Annotated in this window: 19 protein-coding genes; 10 read left to right on the top strand and 9 right to left on the bottom strand. The window is 50.2% G+C overall.

The features are described 5' to 3' along the window. Window positions 1–34: 34 nt before the first annotated feature. Both BMW65_RS15605 and BMW65_RS24765 read right to left on the bottom strand, forming a co-directional pair. Entirely contained in the window at window positions 35–829 is a 795-nt protein-coding gene (locus tag BMW65_RS15605) for a hypothetical protein (protein ID WP_143053901.1), read from the bottom strand. Beyond that, window positions 829–2,157, bottom strand: coding sequence for an OmpA family protein (locus BMW65_RS24765; protein ID WP_177181155.1), 1,329 nt, complete (start codon window positions 2,155–2,157; stop codon window positions 829–831). The genes BMW65_RS15605 and BMW65_RS24765 overlap by 1 nt, the downstream gene beginning before the upstream one ends. A gap of 299 nt (window positions 2,158–2,456) precedes the next feature. Between BMW65_RS24765 and BMW65_RS15595 the strand changes: the two genes are divergently transcribed. Then, a complete protein-coding gene (locus BMW65_RS15595) occupies window positions 2,457–3,221 on the top strand; it encodes a carboxypeptidase-like regulatory domain-containing protein (protein ID WP_090606911.1) in 765 nt (254 codons plus the stop codon). On the opposite strand, the gene BMW65_RS15590 is transcribed toward BMW65_RS15595, so the two are convergent. Further along, window positions 3,216–3,932 carry a LytR/AlgR family response regulator transcription factor gene (locus BMW65_RS15590; RefSeq protein WP_090606746.1) on the bottom strand — a complete coding sequence of 239 codons (717 nt, stop codon included), beginning with the start codon at window positions 3,930–3,932 and terminating at the stop codon, window positions 3,216–3,218. The genes BMW65_RS15595 and BMW65_RS15590 overlap by 6 nt on opposite strands. A gap of 253 nt (window positions 3,933–4,185) precedes the next feature. Here BMW65_RS15590 and BMW65_RS15585 point away from each other — a divergent pair, with 253 nt between their 5' ends. The 3 genes from BMW65_RS15585 to BMW65_RS15575 all read left to right on the top strand — a co-directional run bounded on the left by BMW65_RS15585 (window position 4,186) and on the right by BMW65_RS15575 (window position 7,387). Further along, a complete protein-coding gene (locus tag BMW65_RS15585; RefSeq protein WP_090606744.1) occupies window positions 4,186–4,674 on the top strand; it encodes a hypothetical protein in 489 nt (162 codons plus the stop codon). A 67-nt stretch (window positions 4,675–4,741) separates the two neighbouring features. Further along, window positions 4,742–6,679 (top strand): tetratricopeptide repeat-containing sensor histidine kinase, encoded by a 1,938-nt coding sequence (locus BMW65_RS15580; protein ID WP_090606743.1) that lies wholly within the window; start codon window positions 4,742–4,744, stop codon window positions 6,677–6,679. 78 nt (window positions 6,680–6,757) lie between these two features. After that, window positions 6,758–7,387, top strand: a complete 630-nt coding sequence (locus BMW65_RS15575) for a response regulator (RefSeq protein ID WP_090606740.1) — start codon at window positions 6,758–6,760, stop codon at window positions 7,385–7,387. Here BMW65_RS15575 and BMW65_RS15570 read toward each other — a convergent pair. Then, window positions 7,384–7,983 (bottom strand): Crp/Fnr family transcriptional regulator, encoded by a 600-nt coding sequence (locus BMW65_RS15570; RefSeq protein ID WP_090606739.1) that lies wholly within the window; start codon window positions 7,981–7,983, stop codon window positions 7,384–7,386. The genes BMW65_RS15575 and BMW65_RS15570 overlap by 4 nt on opposite strands. 134 nt (window positions 7,984–8,117) lie before the next feature. On the opposite strand from BMW65_RS15570, the gene BMW65_RS15565 reads away from it, so the two are divergent. Further along, a complete protein-coding gene (locus BMW65_RS15565; RefSeq protein WP_090606737.1) occupies window positions 8,118–8,846 on the top strand; it encodes a LytR/AlgR family response regulator transcription factor in 729 nt (242 codons plus the stop codon). An 11-nt stretch (window positions 8,847–8,857) separates the two neighbouring features. Here BMW65_RS15565 and fdhA read toward each other — a convergent pair whose 3' ends face one another. Together fdhA and BMW65_RS15555 are read right to left on the bottom strand one after the other, a co-directional pair. Beyond that, a complete protein-coding gene (fdhA, locus tag BMW65_RS15560; protein WP_090606736.1) occupies window positions 8,858–10,048 on the bottom strand; it encodes a formaldehyde dehydrogenase, glutathione-independent in 1,191 nt (396 codons plus the stop codon). Between the two features lie 19 nt (window positions 10,049–10,067). Then, the gene (locus tag BMW65_RS15555) at window positions 10,068–10,472 is read right to left on the bottom strand and encodes a GlcG/HbpS family heme-binding protein (protein ID WP_090606734.1); all 405 of its coding nucleotides are present in this window, start codon (window positions 10,470–10,472) and stop codon (window positions 10,068–10,070) included. A gap of 128 nt (window positions 10,473–10,600) precedes the next feature. Between BMW65_RS15555 and BMW65_RS15550 the strand changes: the two genes are divergently transcribed. Next, window positions 10,601–11,509: a helix-turn-helix transcriptional regulator gene (locus BMW65_RS15550; protein WP_090606733.1), complete on the top strand. Its 909-nt coding sequence runs from the start codon at window positions 10,601–10,603 to the stop codon at window positions 11,507–11,509. A gap of 16 nt (window positions 11,510–11,525) precedes the next feature. Here BMW65_RS15550 and BMW65_RS15545 read toward each other — a convergent pair whose 3' ends face one another. The 3 genes from BMW65_RS15545 to BMW65_RS15535 all read right to left on the bottom strand — a co-directional run bounded on the left by BMW65_RS15545 (window position 11,526) and on the right by BMW65_RS15535 (window position 15,387). Beyond that, window positions 11,526–12,095: a PhnA domain-containing protein gene (locus tag BMW65_RS15545; RefSeq protein ID WP_090606731.1), complete on the bottom strand. Its 570-nt coding sequence runs from the start codon at window positions 12,093–12,095 to the stop codon at window positions 11,526–11,528. A 45-nt stretch (window positions 12,096–12,140) separates the two neighbouring features. Next, a complete protein-coding gene (locus BMW65_RS15540) occupies window positions 12,141–14,459 on the bottom strand; it encodes a poly(ethylene terephthalate) hydrolase family protein (RefSeq protein ID WP_090606730.1) in 2,319 nt (772 codons plus the stop codon). 154 nt (window positions 14,460–14,613) lie between these two features. Further along, window positions 14,614–15,387 (bottom strand): DUF4197 domain-containing protein, encoded by a 774-nt coding sequence (locus BMW65_RS15535; protein WP_090606728.1) that lies wholly within the window; start codon window positions 15,385–15,387, stop codon window positions 14,614–14,616. 252 nt (window positions 15,388–15,639) lie between these two features. On the opposite strand from BMW65_RS15535, the gene BMW65_RS15530 reads away from it, so the two are divergent. From BMW65_RS15530 to BMW65_RS15515, 4 genes are all read left to right on the top strand, one after another. Further along, the gene (locus BMW65_RS15530) at window positions 15,640–19,251 is read left to right on the top strand and encodes a sensor histidine kinase (protein ID WP_177181154.1); all 3,612 of its coding nucleotides are present in this window, start codon (window positions 15,640–15,642) and stop codon (window positions 19,249–19,251) included. A 151-nt stretch (window positions 19,252–19,402) separates the two neighbouring features. Then, window positions 19,403–21,883 carry an ABC transporter permease gene (locus BMW65_RS15525; RefSeq protein WP_090606725.1) on the top strand — a complete coding sequence of 827 codons (2,481 nt, stop codon included), beginning with the start codon at window positions 19,403–19,405 and terminating at the stop codon, window positions 21,881–21,883. 30 nt (window positions 21,884–21,913) lie between these two features. Then, complete coding sequence (locus tag BMW65_RS15520) at window positions 21,914–24,322, top strand: FtsX-like permease family protein (protein WP_090606723.1); 2,409 nt, start codon at window positions 21,914–21,916, stop codon at window positions 24,320–24,322. A gap of 78 nt (window positions 24,323–24,400) precedes the next feature. Then, window positions 24,401–26,806 carry an ABC transporter permease gene (locus tag BMW65_RS15515; protein WP_090606721.1) on the top strand — a complete coding sequence of 802 codons (2,406 nt, stop codon included), beginning with the start codon at window positions 24,401–24,403 and terminating at the stop codon, window positions 26,804–26,806. Window positions 26,807–26,980: the final 174 nt, after the last annotated feature.

Raw genomic sequence — 26,980 nt, 5'->3', positions numbered from 1 at the left:
AGTTAATTCAGATTTTCGCCAACAAAACTTCTTCCTATCGATACGGTTCCAACGCTTCCGCTAACTCCCGGTAATCCTTGCGTGTCAATCCGGGGCCGTCGGTAATCGCCCACAGTGCATTTTGGATAAGGCCATAAATCACCTGCCATTCCGGTGTCTCATAGTCAGGTTCCAATGCGTCCCAAGGGTTATAATGTTGGGTTAGCCGTAGTTTGGGATAGTCTTTTAACAGATCCAACAGCTTGCCGATGTTCGGGTCTGTATTCACTACGCTGGGTTCATACATATCCTTGCCAATGGGATAATCCTGCGTATCCCATTGCTGGTTTTCCTCCCAGGGGAAGGCCATCGAATGGTTGAGACAACCCAGACCGAGGTATACGGTAGTGGTGTCTGCGAGTGTCCCGACATCCGCATACGTAGGCGGCACCTGAATGCGCACGGTGGACGTGAGGATGCCGTGCTGCGTGCGTCCTTCCTGTTTGAATAGGCAGATTAGGCCGCCCGGCACCTCAACCGTTACGGCCACGTTCAACCGATTGATAAAATTTACATCGGTATAGAACGTATTCAGGCTCCCGTGCAGGAGCGCGAGATCCGGATCGAAAGGCTTATCCGGCCGGGCCACCACCTCGATACCTTCGGGCAGCTGCCACGGCGCCCCTGCGGGGACGCCATCGGTATTGCCAATGCCCGGCTCGTCTTTCGATGAGGGGATAACGATATCCCAGTCGTTTCCTTCTTCTAATGGATCGGGCAGGCCCGAAACTCCACCTTTACCGCACCCTGCCAACAGCAGGAGTACCATCATATAATGAACCTTCATCATCACAATTTGATAAATTCAACCCTTCGGTTTTGCGCCCTGCCCTCGGCGGTTTGGTTGTCGCCAACGGGTTCGGCTTCGCCCTTGCCCGTGGCTTCCAGCCTCGCAGCATCAATCGTATACTCCGCTTGTAACGCTTCCTTCACGGCGGCAGCACGCCGCTCACTCAATGCCTGATTGGCTGCGTCATCACCCACGGCGTCGGTATGCCCGACAATGCGGACACGGATATCCGGGTGCTGGGCAAGCACTGCTGCGATGGAATTCAACACGCCTGCGGACTCCGGCTTGATGGTCGCCGATCCGGTATCGAACAAAATACCGGTAGTGCTGAACCTGCCTTCTTCCACCAGTTTATGGCGGGTGTCGGGCAGCCCTTTGGCTATTTTAATGTTGCCGATGTATACACCTATCTGTTCGTCTTTATACGGGCTGCTGCTAAGCTGGAAAAACAATTGGTTGAGCTCGCCATCTTTCGGGATACCTTTGGGTACATCGTAGAGTTTCTCTCTGTCTACCCAGATGCGCAGCCGCTCCTTCTGTCCCTGAATAGCTACGTGCGCGGACTTGCCGTACCAAGTGCTCGCCGTCGTGTTTCGATTAGACGGACTGTGAAAATAACGGGTGTATTTTTCATAGCTTTCAAGCATGAGGTTGGCCGCGTCAGATAAGGGTGATATTTCCAGGTAAAACGATTTGTCGCCCTTCGGATCGGACAGCAGGCTATTGGCCGTTGCTGATTCCGTACCGGAAGCCAACAGGCCGAGGCGCAGGGACGGCGGCATCCAACCCTGAAAATCAATTTGCAATACCATGTCAAATTCTACGGTGAAATCCGGCCCAAAAGGTTGTTCATTATCCGTCAGTGCAACCGTACGCTGTGCCATGCGCAGCCACTGCCCCGGCAGGCCATCCAAGGTGACCACTACGGAACTGCCGTTGCTGTTCCAGCCCGTTGGCAATTCGCCGATGGCTTCCCCGCTGAAGTCGTTGGCGTATAGCACCGAATCTCCGGGCACGAAATCGTACTTGCTGAATGCGGTGATGGCAGTCTGCTTATTGGCAACGGTATCCGGTACGGATGCGGTGGGTACGCCGTCCACCCCCGTCGTATTTTCCTGCGATGGTTTTGTTGCCGATTCAATGGCCTTATCCATCCCTTTCGACACTGCTTTGTCAGTCTCGTTCAGTACCTTCTGGGTGGCTGTCTGCTCCACGCGGCTTTTTATTTTGTTGAGGATAGACTGCGCCTGTGCGCCGATGGGCATAGCGCCGAAAAACATGCCCATAACCAAGGCAATGGCCGCTGTCGTTAGTTGTAAACGCTTCATAACATTGATAATTAATCGGCACAAAGTTATCGCCGATACCTTATCGCCTTCAATCGTTTCGATAAACAGCAATATAGCGGTATGAATGCACCATGGCTCCGATAAAACATTAACGGACTCCCTGTCGTCGTTTAGCGGTGCTTCATCGCCACCATCGGCCGTTTGTCGAAACCGGCACCAACGGTCGGACACTTTACGCGATACTTGCCTGGAAAAAATCATGCTACGCAATCGAAATGTCATGCAAATGCATCTTTAAAATCAACGCATCATTAAGTATACACTATTCATCGAATCTCATGGAACGGATTAAAAAACAAGTAGCTTCAGGTGTTTTCCTTCTAATGCTGGCCGTCATTGCCCAATGGCAGGTAAGCTGCTCGAAATCGAAAGTCGGCCCTGACGCCGATGATGATGGCGCAACTCAAGCTGGTTACCTCACCGGTACGGTCAAAGACCAAGCCGGCAACCCGCTGGAAGGCGTACGTGTCCTCGTGGATCACAGCATCTTCTTCAACTCAAACATGGCGGCCTATACCAACGCAGAAGGCAAATATAAAATCAAGGTGCCACATGGCGCATGGTACGCCTTCGCCTCCCACAACGTCGCCTACAACGGCGATACGTTCTCCTTTTATCTCCATCCGGATAATCCGGCAGGATTTGGCGATGAAGGTGGAGTAAGGAATTTCGTTTGGAAACTTTCGGGTACCATGCCGGAACCATTATCGGGGACCTATGGCGGTCTCGTGACCATCGACAATTTTCCGGATGTCTACATCGACGGAACCGCGATCGACTTCGTCTTTACGCCAGTAGGTCCGTTGGTCGACGGCAGCCCGGGCGAAGTGATTCGCCGCCGCGCGGAAGACGCCTATAACATCAAAGATATCCCTATCGGCCGCTACAAACTTACCGCCACCTACGAAGGGAAGCCGGTAAGATTCAGGCGGTGGAACTCGGAAGCGGATTTCACGGAGACATTTGACCTACAATTTAGGCCGCAGATCGCAGCACAATGTGACAATTGTGCGAAGCTGGAATATGATTGGCAGCCGCTATAAGATTAAGGACTTGATGTTATTCAGGTAGTGCTTGCCAACACTGATTTCCTGTCCGTTCTCCATGACCAGATACAGCTTGCCGATATCCCGGTAGCAGGTATCGATACGTTCCAGATTGACCATGAACGACCGATGCACACGGACAAACAGCGTGGGATCCAACTTCCGCCCGATGCACCCGATGCCCGAAGAACTCAGGAATTCCCCCTGCTCGGTATACACCACCGTGTAGTCTCCTGCCGCCTTGAGGTACCGGATATCGTTCACCGCGATGCGCCGCAAACGCCCACCGTCTTCCACGAAAAGGTTTCTGCGGCAAGGCTGGGGCATAAAAGTATAGTCCGGTACATCATCCGCTGCGGGCGGCCGGGCCACTTTTTGCAGCGCGGCATCGAGCCGCGCCGCGCCATAGGGTTTTAATAGGTAATCCAGTGCTTGATGGTCAAACGCCCGCAGGGCATGTGATTCGCTGCGGGCGGTGTAGATGATCTTAGGTAAGTGGGCGACCTGTTGTATCCAATCAAACGCCCTGCTGCCGCCCAGTTGCGCGTCCAGAAAAAGTACATCCGGCTCCAACGCATTGACATAACGGATGGTTTCATATGGATTGCCGCACTCGCCTACCACGCGGAATCCGGGGCGGCTGCCAATATGCTGCCGGATTTGCTGGCGGCATCCTGGTTCTGGATCAGCAATTAAAATCGTGTTCATGGTAACCTCCTTTTTTAAATCCTACCTGGCGGCTATCGCAGCTTGCTGCAAGGCAGGATACAAAAGTAAATGCCTCGCCATGTCCTATTCAGCGAAGTGATGCTGGAAAACGCTTTTGCGTAGTACTACGCATATGCACTGTCATCATCGTGTGGTTTCTCCATACTCCTACGGAATTTACGCGTTCCGTGGTTGTCACGAAAACCGCTACCACTTCGCTTTTTACTTTTGTACCGAAAAAAATATACGTGTAATGAAATCAATCCCCTCACAAATCGCCTTCGCCGCGATCGCGGTTACCCTCGCAGCGGCAGGTAGGCGAAATATCCCTGCGGTGCCCATTCAGGACTCGCCTTTTGGAAATCAGTATTGGATGGTTGCTTCGGCTACCATCCATCCCGCGCTCGACGTCGACCTGGACGGGAAAGCGGATACTGACCTGCTGCTATTGGTGCCGCCATGTGAGCGGGACGATGCCGACCGGTACCTGGATGACGGTACCATCCTCACCAACCGGGGCCCAGTAAATTGTGACGAGGACGAGGAACGGGAAGAAGAAACGGGAACCTGGTCCTATGACCCGGCTACGAAAACACTCGTCATGGAAAAATACGATGGCAGCCAACCGGTTGAGGCTCACTTGGAATCCGCTTCAGCCCAACAAATCGTGTTCGTAGCGAAGCACCGGTCTTCCGGAGCGACGCACATCATACGCACCACGCTGAAAACCAAAAAGATGTAGGCGGCTGTAACATTCCACATGGTTCTTTGGTCTACACTGCGTAATTTTACGGAAACGATGGCTAACCATGAAACAGCTTAGCTTCCTATGTTTTTCGCTTTTCATGCTTACAAGCGCCAAGTGTCAGGTAGCCCACCATGACACGGCTAGGGTGTACCAGCTTATTGAAACCGCCAGAGAGAAACAGCAGCAGGGATTGGCCGATGCCGCCGAAAAGGACTTTCGCCAAGCCGGGACATTAGCTAAGCAACTGAACTTCGACCGGGGGCTTTTGATGTATGCAGGCCATTATTGCGTGTTTTTATACCATCACGTGCGGTACGAAGAAGCACTGTCGTTGGCCCAAGTGCAACTGGAGGTCAGCCAACGCTTGGATGACAAACAACGCATGGGATACGCCTTTAACAACATATCCCTGCAATACCAAGCACAGGGCAAGCTGCAACAAGCGGCAGCATTCTTAATGAGGGCACTCGAAATTTCATCCGAAATCAAGCATCCGACACTTCGTGACCTTTCGGACCGCAGGAAATACTATAACAACCTCAGCTCATTGCTGCTGGATATGCATGATCTTGGAAAGGGAAAGGAATATGCCATAAAAGCGCTCGAAATTGCCGAGCAGTTGCAGGACACGATTGCTATAGGCTGGAGCCTGGTCAACCTGACGGTGGCTGAGGCGATGGCGGGCAAGCTGGCTGATGCCGAAAAGCACGGACTGGAACTGCTGGCCATCGGCCAGTCGCAACGCGATATCGAGATGGAACTTAAAGCGCACAACAACCTCGGCGACATTTATCGCATGCAAAAACGGTTTGCACTTGCATTAGAAACCTTTAAAAAATCACAGCGGCTGTTGGATAAGGCCCCTCCGGGCAACGAAGTATACGTGCTCATGGGAATCTCTTCGACTTACAAGGACCTGGGGCATTATGAGGCGGCAGACACTTACTTCCGCCGTGCTTCCGTATTAGCTGAAGAAGAGCTGGCCAAACCCCAGCTCATTGAACTGTACCGCTCAGGTGCGGAAATCAAGGAGGGTATGGGCGCTTATAAAGAAGCGCTCGCGCTCCGGAAACGATATGAGCAAATCAATGACTCCGTGCGCAATCAGGAGATACACAACACCATACAGGAGCTTGAAGTGAAGTACCAGACCTCCGAAAAAGAAAAAGCGCTGGCCGAACGCGATCTCAAAATCAGCGAGCAGCGCAGCGAAATGGCGCGCTTGAACACGTGGATTATGCTATCGGTATCCTTCGTTGCGATATTAGCCATGATATTGGTCTTCAGTCGCCTTATCAACCAGCAAAAACGAAAAACCGAAGCTACAGTGCAGGCAAACCGCTTACTGGAAGCGCAGTTACAGGGTGAAGAAAAGGAGCGGGCACGTACCGCACGGGAACTCCACGATGGTGTGGCCAGCATCCTATCGGCCGCCAAACTCCATATTCATGCCAGGGACGATGGAGAGCGTCCGCATGCAAACATCCTGCTTGGCCAATTGATAGAGACCGCCGTACAGGAAATACGCAACATCTCCCATAATCTTGCTCCAGAAGTTGTACTTGACGAAGGGTTTGCACATGCCGTGCAGGAGTATTGCCGTCGCGTAAGCCATAGCGGCTTGCGTTTGGAATGTTACATTGTAGGAACCCTGCCTAAATTGGACAAAAATGCCGAACTCTTGCTTTACCGGATCATCCAAGAAGCCGTGGCTAACCTGGTGAAACATGCCGAAGCCACCGAAGGTATCGTGCAGCTCGTCGGCGACGGCCCGCGGCTTTCCATTACCGTCGAAGACAATGGCAGGGGGTTTGACCCAGCTAACCTGACGGAGAAGGGCATCGGACTGAAAAACCTGATATCCAGGGTACAGCTGTTGCAAGGAAGCCAGGAAGTACGTTCCGCGCCGGGACAAGGGACGTCCATCTACATTGAAATCGATGCGGCAAAGGCTATGCAATATGCCGCTACCGGATTAGACGCGCAGTATTCCGGATAACGCAACTTACGTAGTGATACGGATACAGCGGAGCTTTAATTTATTTTAATTTGCATTAGACTTTAGGAGAATGCCTTTATGATTACCATCGGAATCGTGGATGATCATTCGTTGATTATCAGTGGACTTGCTCATATGCTCGACGATCAACCGGATTACCCCATCGCCTTTACGGCCGGCAACGGCAAACAATTGATGGCCAAACTGGAGCTCCAGTTGCCAGATGTCTTATTGCTCGATATTGAATTGCCAGACAGCAATGGGATTGAACTATGCGCTGAAATCCTGAAAAAACACCCCACTTTGCCCATCATTGCGCTGACGAACCATGACGAAGTGGTATACGTCAGGAAGATGATGCGCAGCGGTGCTAAGGGCTATTTACTGAAAGGAACCGATAAGCAAAACTTATTGAATGCGATCCTTGCGGTACATGAAGGTCAGCAGTTTTTAGACCGGCAGATCGAACAGGCAATCTTGCAGCAAACCATCTCCGGCAGGCGCACATCGGCAGCCATCAAACTCACCAAGCGGGAGAGCGAAATCCTGGCGCTGATTGCGAATGAATATTCCAACCAGGAGATCGCCGACAAATTGTTCCTCAGTGTCCGCACGGTGGAGTCGCATCGGCATAGCCTCAACCAGAAACTGAACATTAAAAATCCAGCCGGATTAATTAAGGAAGCCTATCTCCGCGGACTCATTTAACTTCCTTTTTGGCTGAGGCTTTTCCGTATCCGGCTCAGGCTGTCCTGATGGATGCCCAGTAATGAAGCGATGTATTTCAAGGGAATCTGTTGGATGACTTCCGGTTGTTCTGCCAGTATCTTTTGATAGCGCTCTTCCGCAGTCATACATACTGCGTCAATCTGGCTGTCCTGTATCCAATTGAGCAGGCGATCCATAATCACCAACTCCATGTCATACATCCGGGGAATTTGCCGCTTCATCGCTTCCACGCCGAGCCTATCCCACATCAAGACGTCTATCTCGGTGAGCGATTCCAGTGCGCAGGAAGACAGCTCCCCATTCAACAAGTACAACGGAGTAGAAAGAAAGTCATTCACCGAGATGATCCCCAAGGTATAATCCAGGCCGTTGTGCATCCGGTACAAACGAGCGATGCCGCTATTGAGAAAATAGAGCGCCTTGACGGTTTTACCCTGTTCCATAATGACCGTATTGGGCGGCAATAGTTCATGGATGGTATACGATTTAATGATATCAAACTCAGCGGGCGCAAATAATATCCCTTTCCGTTGTGCGTACCAGCACACTTTTTTAAAATATTCAGGTGGTATCATGATTAAGCTGGACCCGTAGTGGTCAATCCATTACGAAAATAATAAAAAAAATTATGGCGACAATTTCTGACATATGTCAGTTGAACACGAAGCCGTGCCGTATTAATTTTGTTCGCTATTGAAAGGATACAGCCATGAGAAAGCCGACGTTACTGATTGCGGACAAGGACAGTGATTTCCGTAAGGAACTACAGCGTTTAATCAAACAGCAGGGATACCCTGCCGTATTTTGGGAGTGCTGCAACGGATTTGAAGCGCTCAAATACATCGACGCGCTACAGCCAAACTTGGTCCTAATGAACGTGGAGTTGCCCGGTAAAAATGGATTTGAAGTGCTGGATGCCGCCACCAACACACCTGCCGTTGTTTTACTCGCTGATTCGCCCGCGTATGCAGCAAAGGCCTTTGAGTATCATGCGGTGGATTACCTGCTGAAACCGCTTACAGCAGGCCGTGTAGAGCTGGCGCTGCGCCGATCGGAATTGCGGAGCGTGCCACTGGTGGAAACGCGAGATTTTTATGCGCTAAAGACCAGCTACCCCACCCGCATTTTGGTAGAAAAAGGGAAACGACTGACCAGCATCACGGTCAACCAAATCACCCACTTAAAAGCAGACAAAGATTATACGTGGATCCATACCATCAATGGTGAGTCTTACCTTAGTGGGAACGGCATCGGCCAGCTTGAACGCAAATTAAATCCGGAATATTTCATCCGCATCCATCGGTCATACATCATCAATATTGACTACATTCAAGCGCTTTACCGTGACATTAGTAAGTTATTTGTTGCCTTACCTAATGCTATCGAAATCAACGTGGGGCGAAATTACATGCCGGCAATCAAGGAGTTGATGTATTGACTTATGCCCCCTTAGTTTGCCATCATACCATGCGGGTCGATCACAAACTTCTTCGCTGCGCCTTTATCAAAATCCTGATAGCCTTTAGGTGCATCATTTAACGAAATGACTTCTACGTTGACAGCGTCGGCAATCTTGATTTTATCATACAAGATAGCGTTCATCAGCGGCCTATGATATTTCATAACCGGACACTGACCGGTGTGAATCGAATGTGATTTTGCCCAGCCCAAACCGATGCGAATACTAAGGCTTCCTTGTTTAGCCGCTTCGTCGACAGCTCCCGGATCACCGGTGACGTAGAGCCCCGGGATACCCAATTGACCGCCTGCCCGGGTGACTTCCATGATCGCATTGAGCACCGTAGCGGGCTGTTCCTTGCCGCTGTCATGTCCGTGCCCCTTGGCTTCAAAACCCACGCAATCCACAGCGCAATCCACCTCCGGCACGCGCACAATAGCCGCTATCTGCTCAGCCAGCGTAGCATCTTTCTTCAAATCAACCACTTCACAGCCAAAAGACTTGGCTTGGGCCAGCCTTTCATCAATCATATCACCCACAATGACCACCGCAGCACCGAGCAGGTGGCAGGAAGCCGCACTGGCCAAACCAACAGGCCCCGCACCGGCGATATAGACAATACTGCCGGGGCCAACGCCCGCCGTCACCGCACCGTGGAAGCCCGTCGGAAAAATATCGGATAACAAAGTGAGATCCTTAATTTTAGTCATCGCCTCATCGGCGTCTGGAAATTTCAACAGATTGAAATCGGCATAGGGCACCATGACGTATTCCGCCTGGCCGCCAACCCAGCCACCCATATCCACATAGCCATAAGCCGCTCCCGGACGCTCTGGATTCACGTTGAGGCAGATGCCCGTTTGCCCAGCCTTGCAGTTGCGGCACCGGCCGCAGGCGATGTTGAACGGCACCGATACGAGATCGCCCACCTTGATGAATTCCACATCGCGGCCCGCTTCAATAACCGTCCCAGTAATTTCATGGCCCAATACCAACCCCGACGGGGCGGTCGTCCGCCCGCGCACCATGTGCTGGTCGCTGCCGCAGATATTGGTTGACACGATTTTCAATATCACGCCGTGATCGCATTTGCGATCACCTAAGGCCAACTTGGGGTATGCAATTTCCGTCACTTCAACCACTCCGGGCTTGACGTAAGTAACTCCGTGATTCTGACACATAGCTTAACATTTTACAGGGTTATACAATCGCATCCGCACCGGCCTGCGCGACCGCATGGTCATTTTCAACAGTATCGCCGGATACGCCGATGGCTCCGATAATCTCTCCTGCCGTATTCTTGATGAGCACACCGCCAGGGAAGGTGATGAGCCCGCCATTGGAATGCTCAATGTTGTACAACGAACCTCCCGGCTGGGACAATTTGCCGATTTCGCCCGTGGGCATATTGAAGTACCGTGCCGTACGGGCTTTTTTCTGCGCGATGTCGATAGATCCTAACCAAGCGTCGTCCATATGTGCGAATGCAACAAGGTTTGTACCGCTATCGACTACCGCGATGTTCATCAGCGTGTTTAATGCTACTGCCTTTGCCTTAGCTGCCGCTAAGACCTCCTCAGCTTGTTTCAGTGTGATGTTACTCATAAGGGTTTAATTTTCGTATTGGAGATACAATAGTATCGGTATCCGGGTGGAAAAGATGGAACTATTCTGTTTTTTTATAGAACAATCGTGTAGCGCAAACCATTCCGCCTGCAAATTGTAGTTTCTGTATGGAAAGCGCTTGCCATCTGTTGCCAATAAACCTAAGTGACGCCACCAAGTTGGATAGCTTGGTAGAACATCGCCGGGCATTCAACCTGAAGGATTGCCAATTGAATATTTTTGAAACGTATCATCGAAGCAAGGATGTCGTCCTGTCCTATGATGGATTAGTGGTATCCAGCATGATCCGAGGCAGAAAAATTATGTCACTACCGGGATCCGAACGGTTTGACTTCATCCCGGGGCAAAGCATCATTCTACCCAGGGGAGTATCCATGCGCGTCGATTTTCCAGATGCCGACATGGCTCATCCGGTACAATGTGCCACGTTGGCATTAGACTGGGATATGGTCGATAAAAACCTGGCGTTTTTAAATGAGCATTACCAAAATACCGCTCCACCTTTCGAGTGGCGGTTGAATTTCAGTCAGTATCATTTTCAGAACGACCGGGAACTGGCCAACAGCATCAACCAACTTATTCGCATCAGTATGGAAGAACATGCTGCCAAAGATGCACTTGCGAACATCGCGCTGAAATCGTTGTTGTTGCGCATCATCCAGACGCAGAACCTTGCCATCGCGCAAGAAACCCGTTCCACTCGTGAATTTTATTTCGCAACTGTATTGGCTTATATTCGCAAGAATCTGTCTGAGCGGATTACGGTAGATATGCTCGCACAAGTGTCGGGCATGAGTAAAACGCTTTTTTTCAGGTCATTCAAATCTTTTTTAGGAACGACCCCTATCGAATTCATCATCCGCGAGCGCGTGAAGCTTGCCAAGCGATTGCTCATAGACCCGCACGTGACCGTCGCAGAAGTTTGTTATCGAACAGGGTTCAATAACGTGAATTACTTCATACGTCAATTTAAACGCTTGGAGGGCATCACTCCAAGTCTTTATCAATATAAATAGCAGCGGTAGCTGGATGTTAGCCCTGCTTGCGCAGGTATTTCGTGAGGATGACGATAAGCTGTCCTTCCACCCGGCCTTCGATTTGCTCGGGATTGTCTTCCACCAGGCGGATATTCCTGACTACCGTGCCCAATTTGGCACTGAGGCTGCTGCCCTTCACGTCGAGGGTTTTGGTAAGCACCACCGAATCGCCGTTTTGGAGGATGTTGCCGTTAGCATCTTTATGCACGATGGCCTCGCCAGCCTCTGCCTGCTCACCCAAGGCCTTGGCCCATTCCAGCGTCTCATCATCGAGGTACAGGATGTCCAGTGCATCCGAAGCCCAGCTCTCGCCCTTCAACCGATTAAGCATGCGCCACGCGATCACCTGTACGGCTGGTATTTCGCTCCACATTGCATCCGGCAGGAAACGCCATGCCTCGGGTTGTAGTGGCTCGGTACCTTCAATTTGGCCAATCAACGATTCGCAGACCACCACCTCGTTATCGGCATGGGTATCGGGCAGTACACGATAGACCACCACCTCGGTTTCCTTTTGGCACAGCTCGCATTTGCCGCCACTCCGTGCCAATAGCTTTTCATTCATGGCCGCAAAGGTACGGTTTTCGTATTGGAAAAAAATGACACCACCTTATAATTTCATAAACCCAATATCATCCAAAATAAGTACGCCAGCAGGCGATTGATCAAATATAAAGGAGAGCGCACGTACATTTTTTTGATCGAATGTGGGATGCTCCCGATGCAATCGATCCAAATCGAAATAGAAGAAATCCGGGACGGGCTCCGCATCATCGTTCGTGTTGAGAAAAGCAAATTTTGTCAGCTTCTTTTTTAGCTGTGGTTGCAGGGGGGAGCAGTTGCTCAGCAAAACGTGCATACGGTTTCCCTCACGGTCGATGAGCGCAATCGTAAAATCAATGGGCTGCGGTTCCGCTGCATCTTGCCCGCGCTTTTTCGTGTCGGCACTTGAATGCTGTTTCTCCTTTTTCGCTTGTTTATCTTTCTTTCCTTTTTCTACATGCTGGGAGCTTCCATCACTGGCAGCAAGGCTAAAAACAAGTGCTTTGCCCTTTAAGTCAAACTGAATGCTATCGCCAAAGTCAACGGTATATTTTCCGATGAGTTTTTCGTCTTTCTCCCAATTCCACCCCAGGTAGGCGGCGCGGGAAAGGTGACCACTGCCCGCGAGGTTATGCTGGGATTCTTTCCACACGCTGAGATTTTCGGCTTCAATACGGACACCCGGCGCTGATGCCGTCTGCAGATCCAAATCTTCCTCATATCGTGCGAAGAAGGTCGCTTCACTGGATTCATACTGGTTAAAATAGATCTGTTTCGGCAGCCAGTTCCTGCCGTAGCGATAGTCGACAAACAGTGGCTTATAGTCCGTCACTTGCTTCAGATGGGTCTCCAGGAATGCGCTGATATACACCTTGGCTATCTGTTCCTGCTCATTGGCGGGCATGATGCTGGCTATATTGAATTGGTTGATGCTCGGACTGCTACCATCATATTTGCCCCAGCTGGTATTAAATTGTCCATGGTTGGCATGATGGACATAGAGGCCTGCCTTGAAACCCGTGTAGGCAGGGCTATACTGGATACGTTTGTAAAGACTCAAACCGCTATAAGATTGCACATCCATATCGTGTGTGCCGTGTATCACAAAGTAATTGATATCCCGCATCGGAGCCAAAATGGAAGCCGGTTTGTATTGGCCATCGACCGGTGCAATGGCCACATAAGCGTTGATGGAGAAATTAAAATCAAACGTTTCGTTCGCATTGTCGGGAAAACAGGGCAGCGTATTAAACAATGCCGCATGCGCTATCGCCTCCCCGCCACGGGAATGCCCTATAAGTGCGATATTGCCCATATCGACGCGTTGATAAAACGGACTGGATGGATCTTGATTCCACTGCCGCCACAGTTCCAAATGCTTCAGCATCAACCATCCACGGGTACCATTTTCTTGTTGCATGCGTCCCTGCGGCATATCGGTAAAGCTTGAGTTCAGAAAATTTTCATCAACGGACGCCACGATGTATCCCCTGCTTGCCAACAGTTCGCCCAGGTAATCATAGCCGCCTTCGGACCAATCTTGCGCCAAATGATTCCCGTGAACGACCAATACAAGGGGGGCAGGTTCCTCCAAGTCATCCGGATACCAAACCATCGCGTTTAATGGCAATGCCGTTTCATCGAATCCGAAATACCATGTCCTTAACTTGCCGGAGATACCCTTCCATGGTTTCAACAGGAAGGACGCGTCCACCGAAGGCGTTTCGATGGATACATCGCTTCCATAGGCCGTCCTATGCTTGTCTTTTCCCGACCCGTAAGTCAAAAATGAGACCTTCCATTTTCCTTTTTGCGTGGGATCGGGTGCTGCGATGTGCTCGGGCAAATCAGCGAGCATCTTGTGGTTGGTGAGGGGAGGCACCTTGCCCCCTGGATGCCAGAAGAAAAATAATCCCAGCCCCAAGCCAATGATCCCGATGAGAAAAGCGACGGTGGCAGGTCCTCGTTTTTTTCTTCGGTAAGCTATTCCACCGAAGATCAAGGCAGAAAAAACAATAAGGGATCCGATGATTATCCAATTATACGGCCAACCGAGCCGGCTGAAAAACAGCATGAAGAAAATCACAAACGCAATGGACTGCCGGAAGTAGCGTGGCGTCTTTCCCGCAAGTCCGATGGCAAAACTGATCAGCACGGCCACCAGATAGGCGGCTCCCACATAACCTATAACGGTAAGCAGGTAGTAGCCAATGCCAACGGAAGACAGCAATCGATCCGCAAAGTTGAACGCAATGAAGAGCAACGAAACGATAAAAATCCCGATTCCGCTGGCTTGTAGTACCCGGCGGCTCGGTGTAATGGCCATTACAGCCTTTCGCCACCCTTTTTGAATCCGCTCCCAACGCGACTTTACATGATCTTCCATATTTTCTTTCTTTTTTCAGCCATCATCAGCTAATTCGAAGCCTATTGACAACAGTACCCGCAAAAATATGCGGTTTGTGTCAATTTCTCTTATGCTGATAAGCTTTTTACCGAAAATAGGCCGACATCTTCGCACGGATAGCCCGGCGATCTCTTTATTCTACCGCGCCGAATACCTTCTTCAGCAACGATGTGGTGCGGAAAACCGGATTGTCCCGGATGGCGCTTTCTTTTTCTGCAACCATTTTGAATACGCCATTGATGGTTTCTTGCGTGACGTAGGCATTTAAGTCCGTTTCGATGGATTGCCTGGTGAGCCCGTTGTATTTGCTGATGATCTGTTCCCAAACGCGGTCTGCCCCTACTTTGCCCAGCGACCCTTCCACTTTGGGTTGGAAGGCCGTAAACAGCTGTTCGGACGTTCTGCCCTTCAGGTAGTTGGTCGCCGCTATGCTATCGCCCAATAGGATGTTCTTGGCATCGTCAAAGGTCATCGTGGTGATGGCATTTGCAAAAATGGGAACGCCTTCCTGCACGGCATCTTCCGCCGCACGGTTGAGTAGCAACAGCCCTTGATCGGCCAGATTGCCCAAGCCGATGCCCCGCAGCGTAGCATCTACTTTCCGCAATTGCTCAGGCAACAGAATTTTGACCAGTTCATTTTTGAAAAACCCGTCTTCGGCACCCAGTTTTTGTATCCCCTCTTTCACCCCAATGTTCAGTGCTTCTTTCAACGCACCGGACATTTCGCCAGTTGATATGCCTGTCAGGTTCACATTGTTTGTCTTTTTGCCCTCGTCGCTTTTACCCGCTTGCTTATCCTTTACGGCCTCCTTCACTTTGTCAAATATACGTTGCGCCTGGGCCGCAGGCATAGCAAGTGATCCCGCCAAGACGATCACGCAAATTGTTTTTTTAATACTACACATCGTTATAATGCTTAGTTCGCAGATATACATCGCCAAAGATACAAATAGAAAAACAAACACCCTCATTCACCCCGGGTTATCCAGTTTTTTGGTCGGCGAGCATCTTTTTTTGCGCAACGGTTAATTTCTTTATAAAGATTCCTTATTTTTGAATAAATCTGGAACGTAGTCATGTCCATAAAACAACCTATACTAACCATTCCGCGCGCTATTGCATTTTGTTGCTCATTATTTATAATGGCATCCTGCCAAATGAAGCCTGATACCCCGTCGTCAAACGGGAAGGTGGCCTACACGGTGCCCGTGTCGGAATCTTTCAGCCTGCCGGAAGCCAAACCCATCAATTGGAAAATCTATCCGCAGGACAGCGTACCCAAACGGGTCTCCGTAAAATTCGACTTGGACAAGTTACCCTTCAAACGGTTTTCGGCGCATGAATTCGCCCCGTTGAAGCGTCCGCTGAAGACAACGCGGTTCGACTGGGAAAAACTCGAAACCATCCCGCTGGAGCTGGACACCATCAAAGGGACACCCTTCAGCGTGAAAAAGTTTATGCTTCCCAAACCGGTGGTCACCCAAGCCTCCGCACCGGGCCTATGGGAGAAAAGTACATCCAGCATATTGAAACTTAGCCAGGCTGAAGGGTTGCCGGGGAATAACATTTATTGCATGATGACCGATCAGGAAGGCAGCGTATGGTTTGCGACCGAACGCGGCCTGAACAAATATACCGGCACCGAATTTTTGAACTATGGCTTTCTGACAAGGGATGGTGTACCCCGTGAGTCGATATTCTTTAACATGCTTATCGATCAGGAAGGCCGCTTATTAATCTCGGGATCCACTTCGGGGCTTTATCGCCTGGATATAAAAACAGGGGTCGTCGAATATTTTACCATCGGCAACGGATTTCCCAGGATGACTTTTGATAATACTGGAAAACTTTGGGGAACGAAGCCCGGAAGCGGTGTTTTCTTTTTGGATTTGGATAAAAAACTGATTTTCTCCCTTCCCTTAAAGGCCAATGGCTTTGACGTAACTAATGCTTACTGTGCTTCCATGGATGCCAACGGCAATTTATGGATTGGATTTTACGAAGGTATCGGTATTATTGATCCAGCGTTTACATCCATGCGATTGATCGGCGAGGCGGAAGGATTGCCGATACAGTTGGCGTATGGTTTTACCGAGGATATTTCCGGAGCGGTGTGGATCACCGCCCTTTCCCCGGGCGCACTTGCCGTATCGCTTAAAGAACAAACCATCAGCACATTGGGTGCTGAGCAAGGGTACCATGGCGCAACATATGATGTATTCACCGATAAACTGGACCGGGTGTGGCTACTGGCAAACGATACCGTAAGCATTTATGACAGGAAATCCTCCCGGATAAAAAAAATGGTGACCGGAGCGAAGATCGTGACCGCCCTTCCTCCCTCTTCGGGCATGAAAGGCGCGGACGGCACCATCTGGCTGGGAAGCAATGCAGACGGTGTGTTGCTGATGGATCCCAGCGGAATGCTGGCAGACCGTTTCTCGGTTAAAGACGGTTTAGTGAGCGAAAATATATGGGGCATCACAGAAGATTCAAAGGGGAGAATCTGGTTGGCAAGCTACGAAGGTATCAATGTCTATGATCCGGCTACTGATAAGCTTTCCCTGCTAAAACTTCCGCCTTCAGTAAGCACCAATGAGTATCGGCAAATTAGAAAGATAAGAAAAGACGTCTTTCTCGTGGGGGCTGCAGATGGTTTCGGCATCATTGATTTGCCAGCCAACACCGCGACGTTCTACAACACACGTGACAAGCAAATAAGCTCGACTTGCTTTGGAGGCATCGAAACACCTGATGGAAATATTTGGATGGTGGGTGATGATGGCCTGTTTGTCTTCAATCCCCAAGACCATTCAATAAAAAGCCTTGGTGAGCAGACCGGATTGACTGCTTCGCTGGCTTATGTGATCCAACAAGACCAACAGGGTAGAATATGGGTGTTGACAGATAGGGGTGCCAATGTGATTGATCCCCGAGCCAATACGATTGTGAACCTAAAGAAGTCAAATGGCCTACTCAGCAGTTATACGAGCATGCTTTTTCAATCTCAACAGGGCGATATCTACATCGGTACGGACGTCGGTATGGACGTGTTTGACAAAGATTTGAAAACGATGACCCACATATCGGCGAAAAACGGTATGTATCCGCCCGCGATGTATGATATCATCGAACGTAACGGGCGAATCCAAATTGGCTCGGAGAATGGCATCATCGTCGTCGAACAGCCAGGCGAAGCGGGACAGCCGTGGCGGTTCTACAATTATGCCAAATCCGCAGGTTTTTCTTACAACGATTATAACCAGGCTACCGGCTTCGTTTCGTCTACCGGGCAGGCATGGTGGAGCGCCGCCCCTGTACTAATAGTGGCACACCAGGATCCCCTTATCGACACCATCCCGCCACGTGTTTCAATAAGCGGGATGAGCATCATGGATCAGCGACCATCCTTTCTGAAAATGGCGATCCTGAACGAAAAGCTGGCGGAAGGCGATACGCTATGGTGGGACTCCACGGCCTATGTGCACGATCAATTTCCTGCCGACACTGGTTATCTCGCCAAGAACAAGATCCACTGGGACAGCATACAATCCGGATTTCAGCTGCCGGTAGGGCTTAAACTTCCTTATCACCAAAATTCCTTTACGTTTTCTTTCGTCAACCAAGACGTACGGGCAAGGGATCGCATCGTATACCGTTATATGCTCGAAGGAGCCGACAATAAGTGGTCGGTCGCGAGTACAGCACATACCTCCCGGATCTATTACAATATCAAACCCGGGCATTATTCATTTAAAGTGATCACGCGGGGTTTCAATGGGGTATGGAGTGAGCCGGATGTATTGAACTTTACCATCCTGCCCCCCTGGTGGCAGACCTGGTGGGCCTATGTGCTTTTCATCCTTTTGGCAGGAGGCATCGTCTACCTCATTGTCCGCGTGCGATCGCAGTGGCTGGAGAAAGAAAATAAGTTGCTGGAAGAAAAAGTCAACGACAGAACACGCGAACTGAACCAGAAAATGGAGGAGCTGCGATCGACACAGAACCAGCTGATCCAATCCGAAAAAATGGCTTCATTGGGCGAACTTACTGCTGGCATTGCTCATGAAATCCAAAACCCGCTGAACTTTGTCAATAATTTTTCGGAAGTAAGCAATGAGCTGCTCGATGAAATGAAAGACGAGCTGGCTAAAGGGAACCATACTGAAGCCGTCAGCATAGCGGATGACCTGAAGCAAAATCTCGAAAAAATCAACCACCATGGCAAACGTGCCGATAGCATCGTCAAGGGTATGCTGCAACACAGCCGGAGCAATAGCGGACTGAAGGAACCTACGGACGTCAATGCGCTGGCCGATGAATATTTACGATTGGCTTACCATGGCCTGCGGGCTAAGAACCAATCCTTTAAGGCTACGCTGAAAACGGATTTTGACCAAACTGTCGGGAAAATCAGGATCATACCCCAGGATATGGGGCGGGTGATTCTCAATTTAATCACGAATGCCTTTTATGCCGTGACGGAAAAGAAAAACCAAATCGGTGAGGGTTTTGAGCCTACGGTAACCGTCAAAACGCAAAAAACCGATGGCAACGTAGAAATCAGCGTACATGACAATGGCAATGGGATTCCCGGCAGTGTATTGGACAAAATTTTCCAGCCGTTCTTTACAACCAAACCAACAGGTGAAGGAACAGGATTGGGGCTGTCATTGGCATACGATATCGTAAAAGCGCATAATGGGACACTTCAAGTAGAGACTAGCGCAAATGGGACAGTATTTATTATCCGCTTACCGGCAGCATAGCCGATATGTCATCGCTTACTGTACGTATCTGGACAACAGGTGTTCGAAATCGGACACTTTTAGTGCACAAAGTCGATACACACAATTGATTATCAATTAATTGTTGTTTTGGCGCGTTACGTGCGGTGTTCCCGCGATTAGCTTATTAGTCATGATTAGAAACTACCTCAAAACCGCTTGGCGGAATGCTGCCCGGAATAGGGCCCAAGCCTTTATCAATCTGTTTGGCCTGACCTTGGGCATGGCTTGCGTCATGCTGATTGCACTTTTCATCAAACATGAATATCAATATGACAGGCATTTTGCAGATGCTGATCGCATCTTCCGCGTAAACATCAATGGCAAGATGGGCGAGGAGGAGTTTTATGCCGGCTATACTCCACCTCCGGCGGGGAGAACACTGGTGGAGACGTTTCCCGAAATCGAAAGTTATACCCGGCTCTACCGTCCCGGACAGCAGATCGTCCACGCAGGTGAGGACACCAATCAAGAAGCCCGGTTCAACGAGCAGGGCATATTGGGGGTCGATTCCAACTTCCTGCAAGTACTCACCTACCCTTTACGGGTAGGTGATCGCAGTACGTGCCTCTCAGACCCACATAGCATTGTGCTCACCGAGGCCATGGCCAAGAAATATTTCGGCGATACTGCCCCGGTAGGCCAATCGCTATTCATTGAAGGCGATGAGCAGCCCTATACCGTGACCGGCGTGGTGGCGTACACGCCTTTTCCCAGTTCGCTCACATTCGATTTTCTCATTCCTATTACAAATGCTGAGAATGTCAGGTACTTTGACTGGAGCTGGGTTTGGCTGAATGTGGCCACGTATGTCAAGTCCAAGGATCAGGTGCCCACCGATGCAGCAGCTATCAAACGCCTGGAGGCCAAGTTTCCCGCTATGATGCGCCAGCATGCAGTCAGCGCCTTCAAGCGCATCGGACAGCCTTACGATGAGTTTCTGAAAAAGGGTGGCAAATGGGATTTGAGCCTCCAGCCATTGCTCGACGTTCACCTGTATTCTGCCGATATCACCTCGGCGGTCACCGATCAAGGTAGCATCAAGACGGTATATTTCTTTGCCATCATCGCCCTCTTTATCCTGCTGCTGGCGTGCGTAAACTTCATGAACCTATCCACTGCCGGAGCATCCAAACGAGCAAAAGAGATCGGGGTACGCAAGGTCATCGGTTCTACCCGCCAGCAAGTAGCCCGGCAATTTTTCGCCGAAGCATTGATATTAAGCCTGTTGGCTTGCATGATGGCACTGGCACTGGTCTACTGGACGCTTCCCTATTTCAACCAAATAGCCGATAAATCAATTGCATTCGAAATGTTGTGGTCAGCAGGTGGCTGGGTATACGTGGCTCTACTGGCACTGGTCTGTACATTGCTTGCCGGTAGCTACCCTGCTTTCTACCTTAGCGCATTTAAGCCGGTAGCGGTGCTAAAGGGGCAAAAGACTTCGGCCTCGTCGGCAGGCAACAAAGGTATCCGGAGTGGCCTGATTGTCTTTCAATTCACGATTTCCATCGCATTGGTCATCTGCACATTAGTGGTCTACCAGCAACTAAAATACACACAAATCCATGATTTGGGACTGGATAAAGAAAACGTGCTGGTAATCTCAAATAGCGAACGCCTGGGCAGCCAGCAAGGCAGCTTTAAGGAGGAATTGAAGGGGCTCTCCATGGTGAAAAATGCATCCATTACCACCAGTCTCCCCGGTAGGGGTGCTTTTGGCGACTTCTACGTGCCGCTGCCGAGCGCCGGGGATGAACCCGTGGCCAAGGACATCACACTCAACTCATACCTCACGGATGCCGATTTTATCGAAACCATGGGCATCTCGCTCGTGGTCGGCAGAAACTTTACCGATGGCTATGACGACACCCGCACTGTGCTCATCAATGAGACGGCTGCCAAGCGAATGGGCTACAAAAACCCAATAGGCAAATTCATCAAGTATCCGGGCGGTAATGCTGCGGAATCCTACCAAATCATCGGCGTGATGAAAGATTTCCATACGGAGTCGCTGCACAATCCTATCCAGCCCTTTGCTTTATTCCATGAATCTTCACACACCTATGAAGAGCCTTTTTCAAACATTGCCATCCGCATTATGCCGGGGGAACTGTCCTCCACAATCCAGCAAATCAGCGGGCTATGGCAATCTTTTTCGCCTGATGCGCCATTGGAATACGCCTTCCTTCGGGAAGAGCTGGCCATGCAATATGCATCGGACCAGCGGACTGCCGAAATCATCGGTATCTTTAGCATGCTATCCATCGTGATTGCTTGCATTGGCTTATTGGGATTGGTCATTTTTGCGACCCAACTGCGCACCAAAGAAATCGGCATCCGCAAGGTCTTGGGCGCTACGGAGGGCAGCATCGTTCGCCTGCTGTCCAAAGATTTTATGAAGCTGATTGGCTTGGCCATTCTCATCGCTTCGCCCATTGCGTGGTGGGCAATGAACAATTGGCTGGAAGATTTTGCTTACCGGATAACCATGGAATGGTGGATGTTTGCTGCTGCAGGATTTACCGCCCTCGCAATCGCTATGGCAACGGTTGGTTTCCAGGCGGTCAAGGCGGCGATGGCCAATCCAGTCGAATCTCTACGCGATGAATAAACGTTATTAGAATAAAAAAATGACTAAAAAATGCCCCATCATATAAAGCTTGTTTTTCGCACGATGTTGAAGGGAAGGTTGTATACCCTGATCAATATCTTAGGCCTTACCTTGGGCATCACAGCCTGCTTACTGATTGGCACCGTGGTATTTGACGAATTGTCTTATGACAAGCATTGGAGCCATTCGGCCGATACGTACCGGTTGCTTTCCATCCGGCGTGACGGCGGGGATTATACCGAAAAAGGAGGGACGGTATACGCTGCGCTTGCTCCCACGCTAAAACGTATCTTTCCGGAAGTGGTGGATTACAGCGAAATCTATCCCGCACCAATCCATTTAAAAATCGACAAAGCAGACCCATCTCCACTGAATGCCGTTATGCTGTATGCGGACACTGCGGTACGGCACGTGTTGGATATCAACCTTATCGCTCAAGAAGATCTCATTCCAGCCGGAGATATCAAGAAAGTCATTGTTTCTGAACAGTTCGGCAAGACGCATTTTGCGGACACGAATCCGCTGGGCAAACGCTTCTACGACGTACCCAATTATGAAGAAAAAGCCAATGAATACGTCATAGCCGGTGTCATGAAAGACATTCCCACGAACACCCATTTGCGGGCCGACATGATCTTGCTCAGCGAGCGGAAAGAATGGGATCTTAACAAAGACCGTGCTGGGAGGATGTATGCAAGACACTATATCCTGCTACGCAAAGGAACTGACCCGCAAGCATTTGAACAGAAGATAAACAAGTGGTATCAGGATTTCACCGAAGCAGACAAGACCATGCAATTTGCCCTGCAACCCATGGCAGACATCTACCTGAAAACCAACTTCCCCGCTTACCAACCTGTCAAGGGCAACATCCAGCATAGTTATATCCTTTCGGCGGTGGCCATCTTACTGCTATTGATTGCGTGCATTAATTATATCAATTTGAGCACGGCACGTGCAAACAGCCGGATAAAAGAAACGGGGGTTCGCAAAATACTGGGCGCATCTCGGCGACACATTATGGCCCAATCACTGATTGAATCGCTACTCACCTTTAGCATAGCAGGCTGTATCGCATTATTATGCTATCAGCTTGCCCTCCCTTCGCTGCAAAGATTCATAGGACATCCCCTTGCTTTTAGCTTTGGCGAAGGATGGTCCTACATCGCATGTGTTAGCCTGGTTTTTCTATCCGTTTGCTTATTCAGTGGGTTATATCCGGCATGGCTGGTAGCTGGCTTTAGTGCGGTGGGCAATATCAACCAGGTGTTGAAAGGTAAAGGCGCTAGCCAAGGCGGGTTGCGCCAAGGGCTGGTGGTACTACAGTTTGTCCTATCCATCGTTATCCTGGTGGCCATGCTGGCCGTGCAACAGCAGGTAGATTTCCTCAAAACGAAAGATGTGGGCTTTGATACCGAAGGCTTGCTCAGCATCAACCATGTCTCTTGGGATAATAAGTCCAACGCACTGAAAGCCGAATTGGCGAAAAATCCCGACATCCTTTCCTTGAGCTTTAGCAATTGGCTGCCTACAGATGGTGCAGGGACTATCGTAAGGACTATCGAAGACCCTCGTGACCCGAGTAAGAAAGTGGAAGTCTGGTATATCGATGGTGAACCCAACATGGCGGAAACCTTGGGATTGAGATTACAAAAAGGTCGTTTTCTTGACCCTTCCAAACCGGGGGACGCCATTGATGCGGGAAATTTCGAAGCTGAAGACAACGCGTTGCGCCCTTGTCTCATGACGGCGAGCACGGCTCATCTATTGGGCGATGATAGGCTGAACCAGCCATTTCATGAGGTCAATGCCATACCGGTAGGCATTGTAGAAGACTTCAACAGCGAATCGCTGCATAAAGCAACCGTACCTACATTGATTGTCGGTTATCGTAATCCATCATACGGATCCCTGCTCATCCGCAGCCGAGCCGGAGCGGAGCGTCGAGTCATGCGTACTATAGCTGGCACATGGAACGATCTGTATCCTGAAAAATTATTGGACATGCAACTTGTCAAGGAGACATTGGCTAAGCAATATGAAGCTGAAGAAAAACTCCAGGAGCTTTTTCGGCTATTCAGCCTGCTTACCATGTCGTTGGCAGCGCTGGGTGTATTTGGACTCATCGTACATGCAATCAGCTTACGTGTCAAAGAAATTGGTATCCGGAAGGTACTGGGTGCCACGGTGGCCAGTATCGTAACTTTATTTGCCAAGGATTTTGTGAAGTTAATAGGAATAGCGGTCATCATCGCTTCGCCCATCGCGTGGTGGGCCATGAATAGGTGGCTGGAAGATTTTGCCTATCGGATAGCCATGGAATGGTGGATGTTTGCTGCTGCGGGCCTGATGGCGCTGGCCCTTACTTTGGCAACCATCGGCTTGCAGGCAATTCGAGCAGCAATGGCCAATCCGGTCGAATCTTTACGCGATGAGTAAATCATGTAATCGCTTGAATCGGTGGTATTGGGGAGAGAAACAGGTCTAATGTCTATTGTCTGTTGTCTATTGTAAAAAATGATAAAGAACTACGTTAAAACCGCCCTACGCAGCATGCTACGGCAACGGGCCTTTGCTGCGATAAACATCGTGGGCTTGGCCATAGGAATAGCGACCTGCCTGCTCATCAGTTTATTCGTGTTTGACGAATGGAGCTATGACCGCTTTCACGAGAAAGCCGACCGTATCGTGCGCATAGTATTCGGCGGCACGGTTCCGGGTGGCGAAATCAAAGAAGCTAATGTGATGCCACCCACGGCACAGGCTATCCAAGCGGAATTTCCCGAGGTAGAAGAAACCACGCGCCTCGTACAGGGAGGGAGGCCTTTCTTTTTGGTCGCCAACCAGTCTTTCAATGAAGAGGAGCTGGCTTTTGTAGATGCCAACTTTTTCCGGGTTTTCAGTTTTCACTTGCTTCATGGCAATCCGGAGACCGTACTTACTGAACCTTATACGGTAATCCTCACGGAAAAAACCGCCCGGAAATATTTCGGCACCACGGATGCAGTAGGCAAGGAATTGATCATAAAAGCGGATAATACCCCACTAAAGGTGACAGGGGTCGTGGAAGACCTGCCCCTCAACTCACACATCCATTTTGACCTATTCGCCTCCATGGCCAGCTATCCGAATGCCAAATCCAATTCATGGATGGAATCCGGGTTTAATACTTATGCCGTGCTCCGCCACGGCACCGACTACAAGACCGTGGAAGCCAAACTACCGGCATTATTTGAAAAATATGCCGGCCCACAATTTCCGGCGGCCTTTGGCATGACCTACACCGAACACCGGAAGGCAGGCAACGACATCGGCTTGCACCTCCAGCGGCTCACCGACATCCGCCTGCACTCAGATTTTACCAACGACCTGAGCGCTCCGGGCGATGTCCGCTATGTATATATCTTTAGTGCCATCGCCTTGTTCATGCTCCTCATTGCCAGCATCAATTTTATGAATTTGGCCACAGCCAGTGCCTCCCGACGGGCCAAGGAGGTGGGTGTGCGCAAGGTACTTGGCTCGGGGCGTGAAGCACTGACTTTCCAATTTCTCATGGAATCCCTTTTACTGACCTTAGTTGCACTGCTGGTGGCCATCGGACTGGCCTATGCGGCTTTGCCGCTTTTCAACCAGCTCTCGGGTAAAACGATGACCATTGATCTATTCGGCCATTGGTGGATAGTGCCATCGTTGCTGTTAGGCGGACTGGCGGTAGGTCTATTGGCCGGAAGCTACCCCGCGTTTTTCCTGGCTGCTTTCAAGCCCGTAGCAGTGCTGAAGGGAAAACTCACCCCTCACCATAAAGGACTTGAGCTACGGAGCGGACTGGTGGTCTTCCAATTCTTGATTTCCATTGCGCTCATCGTCTGTACCACGGTGGTATACAAGCAGCTTGATTACATCCAGCATAAAAAACTGGGATATGACAAGGAGCAGGTCATCGTACTCCAAACATGGCCCTTGGGACAGCAGGAGAGCATTTTCAGGCAACAACTACTGCAGGATCCGCGTGTGCTTCATGTGACGAACTCGCCTTACGTACCCGCTGGCCCCACATATGACAATAACTTTTTTGTCCATTCTGAGGACAATCCTTCCCAATGGGTCAAAACACTACGTTATGATGTAGACGAGCACTATATCCCCACCTTGGGTATCGAACTACTGGCTGGCCGTAATTTTTCGGCTGACTATGGCACGGATTCTTTGAATGCGGTCATCAATGAAACAGCCGCCAAGGCATTCGGATGGACGGACGACGCCTTGGGAAAGACGCTGGTCAATGGCGACAACAAGCACATACGGGTGGTAGGCGTAGTAAAGGATTTTCACTTCAAATCCCTGCGCGAATCAATAACGCCCTTGGTGATGACCATGAACAACAACTTCGGCAACCTCATTGTGAAAGCCCGTCCGGGGGATATGGCGGGCTTGCTCCAAGCCATGGAAAAACGGTATGACGCACTCAATCCCGATTTGCCTTTTGCTTACTCGTTTTTAGATGAACGGATCAACAATACTTACCAAGCGGAAAGGAATACGGGTACTATCCTGGGCGTCTTTGCGGGACTGACCATCTTCGTCGCATGCCTTGGGTTGTTCGGACTGGCTACGTTCACGGCTTACCAGCGTACGAAAGAAATCGGCATACGCAAAGTGTTGGGTGCAACGGTAACCAACATTATCCGGCTTTTGGTGACTGATTTTGTAAAACTCATTGCGATAGCCGTGCTCATTGCATCCCCCATCGCATGGTGGGTGATGAACAAATGGTTGGAAGATTTTGCTTACCGCATCGATGTCCAATGGTGGATGTTTGGCTTAGCGGGGTTGGCCGCGGTGGCTATAGCCTTGCTGACAGTGGGTTGGCAAGCTGTTAAAGCAGCGCTGGCCAATCCGGTCGAGTCTTTACGCGATGAATAAATCGCGTAATAGCGAGATCCCGATGCATATCGGGATGGAGTCATTGAGGGATGAGTGATGGTAGTAGATGATTGAAGTGATTGCTCCTCAACTGGATCCGGTTCGCTTCGCTGCCGTCTCCTAGGTTTCGTCTGCAATCACTTCAATCGGTGGGATTGGGGATAGTAATGGGAT

The sequence above is a fragment of the Parapedobacter koreensis genome (assembly GCF_900109365.1).
GTDB classification, from domain to species: Bacteria; Bacteroidota; Bacteroidia; order Sphingobacteriales; family Sphingobacteriaceae; genus Parapedobacter; species Parapedobacter koreensis.
This window is presented reverse-complemented; position numbering and strand designations above follow the sequence as displayed.

Bases quoted from the DNA above. Each gene is read 5' to 3' on its own strand.
- BMW65_RS15605 (WP_143053901.1), bottom strand. From the start codon at position 829: ATGATGAAGGTTCATTATATGATGGTACTCCTGCTGTTGGCAGGGTGC.
- BMW65_RS24765 (WP_177181155.1), bottom strand. From the start codon at position 2,157: ATGAAGCGTTTACAACTAACGACAGCGGCCATTGCCTTGGTTATGGGC.
- BMW65_RS15595 (WP_090606911.1), top strand. From the start codon at position 2,457: ATGGAACGGATTAAAAAACAAGTAGCTTCAGGTGTTTTCCTTCTAATG.
- BMW65_RS15590 (WP_090606746.1), bottom strand. From the start codon at position 3,932: ATGAACACGATTTTAATTGCTGATCCAGAACCAGGATGCCGCCAGCAA.
- BMW65_RS15585 (WP_090606744.1), top strand. From the start codon at position 4,186: ATGAAATCAATCCCCTCACAAATCGCCTTCGCCGCGATCGCGGTTACC.
- BMW65_RS15580 (WP_090606743.1), top strand. From the start codon at position 4,742: ATGAAACAGCTTAGCTTCCTATGTTTTTCGCTTTTCATGCTTACAAGC.
- BMW65_RS15575 (WP_090606740.1), top strand. From the start codon at position 6,758: ATGATTACCATCGGAATCGTGGATGATCATTCGTTGATTATCAGTGGA.
- BMW65_RS15570 (WP_090606739.1), bottom strand. From the start codon at position 7,983: ATGATACCACCTGAATATTTTAAAAAAGTGTGCTGGTACGCACAACGG.
- BMW65_RS15565 (WP_090606737.1), top strand. From the start codon at position 8,118: ATGAGAAAGCCGACGTTACTGATTGCGGACAAGGACAGTGATTTCCGT.
- fdhA (WP_090606736.1), bottom strand. From the start codon at position 10,048: ATGTGTCAGAATCACGGAGTTACTTACGTCAAGCCCGGAGTGGTTGAA.
- BMW65_RS15555 (WP_090606734.1), bottom strand. From the start codon at position 10,472: ATGAGTAACATCACACTGAAACAAGCTGAGGAGGTCTTAGCGGCAGCT.
- BMW65_RS15550 (WP_090606733.1), top strand. From the start codon at position 10,601: ATGGAAAGCGCTTGCCATCTGTTGCCAATAAACCTAAGTGACGCCACC.
- BMW65_RS15545 (WP_090606731.1), bottom strand. From the start codon at position 12,095: ATGAATGAAAAGCTATTGGCACGGAGTGGCGGCAAATGCGAGCTGTGC.
- BMW65_RS15540 (WP_090606730.1), bottom strand. From the start codon at position 14,459: ATGGAAGATCATGTAAAGTCGCGTTGGGAGCGGATTCAAAAAGGGTGG.
- BMW65_RS15535 (WP_090606728.1), bottom strand. From the start codon at position 15,387: ATGTGTAGTATTAAAAAAACAATTTGCGTGATCGTCTTGGCGGGATCA.
- BMW65_RS15530 (WP_177181154.1), top strand. From the start codon at position 15,640: ATGAAGCCTGATACCCCGTCGTCAAACGGGAAGGTGGCCTACACGGTG.
- BMW65_RS15525 (WP_090606725.1), top strand. From the start codon at position 19,403: ATGATTAGAAACTACCTCAAAACCGCTTGGCGGAATGCTGCCCGGAAT.
- BMW65_RS15520 (WP_090606723.1), top strand. From the start codon at position 21,914: ATGCCCCATCATATAAAGCTTGTTTTTCGCACGATGTTGAAGGGAAGG.
- BMW65_RS15515 (WP_090606721.1), top strand. From the start codon at position 24,401: ATGATAAAGAACTACGTTAAAACCGCCCTACGCAGCATGCTACGGCAA.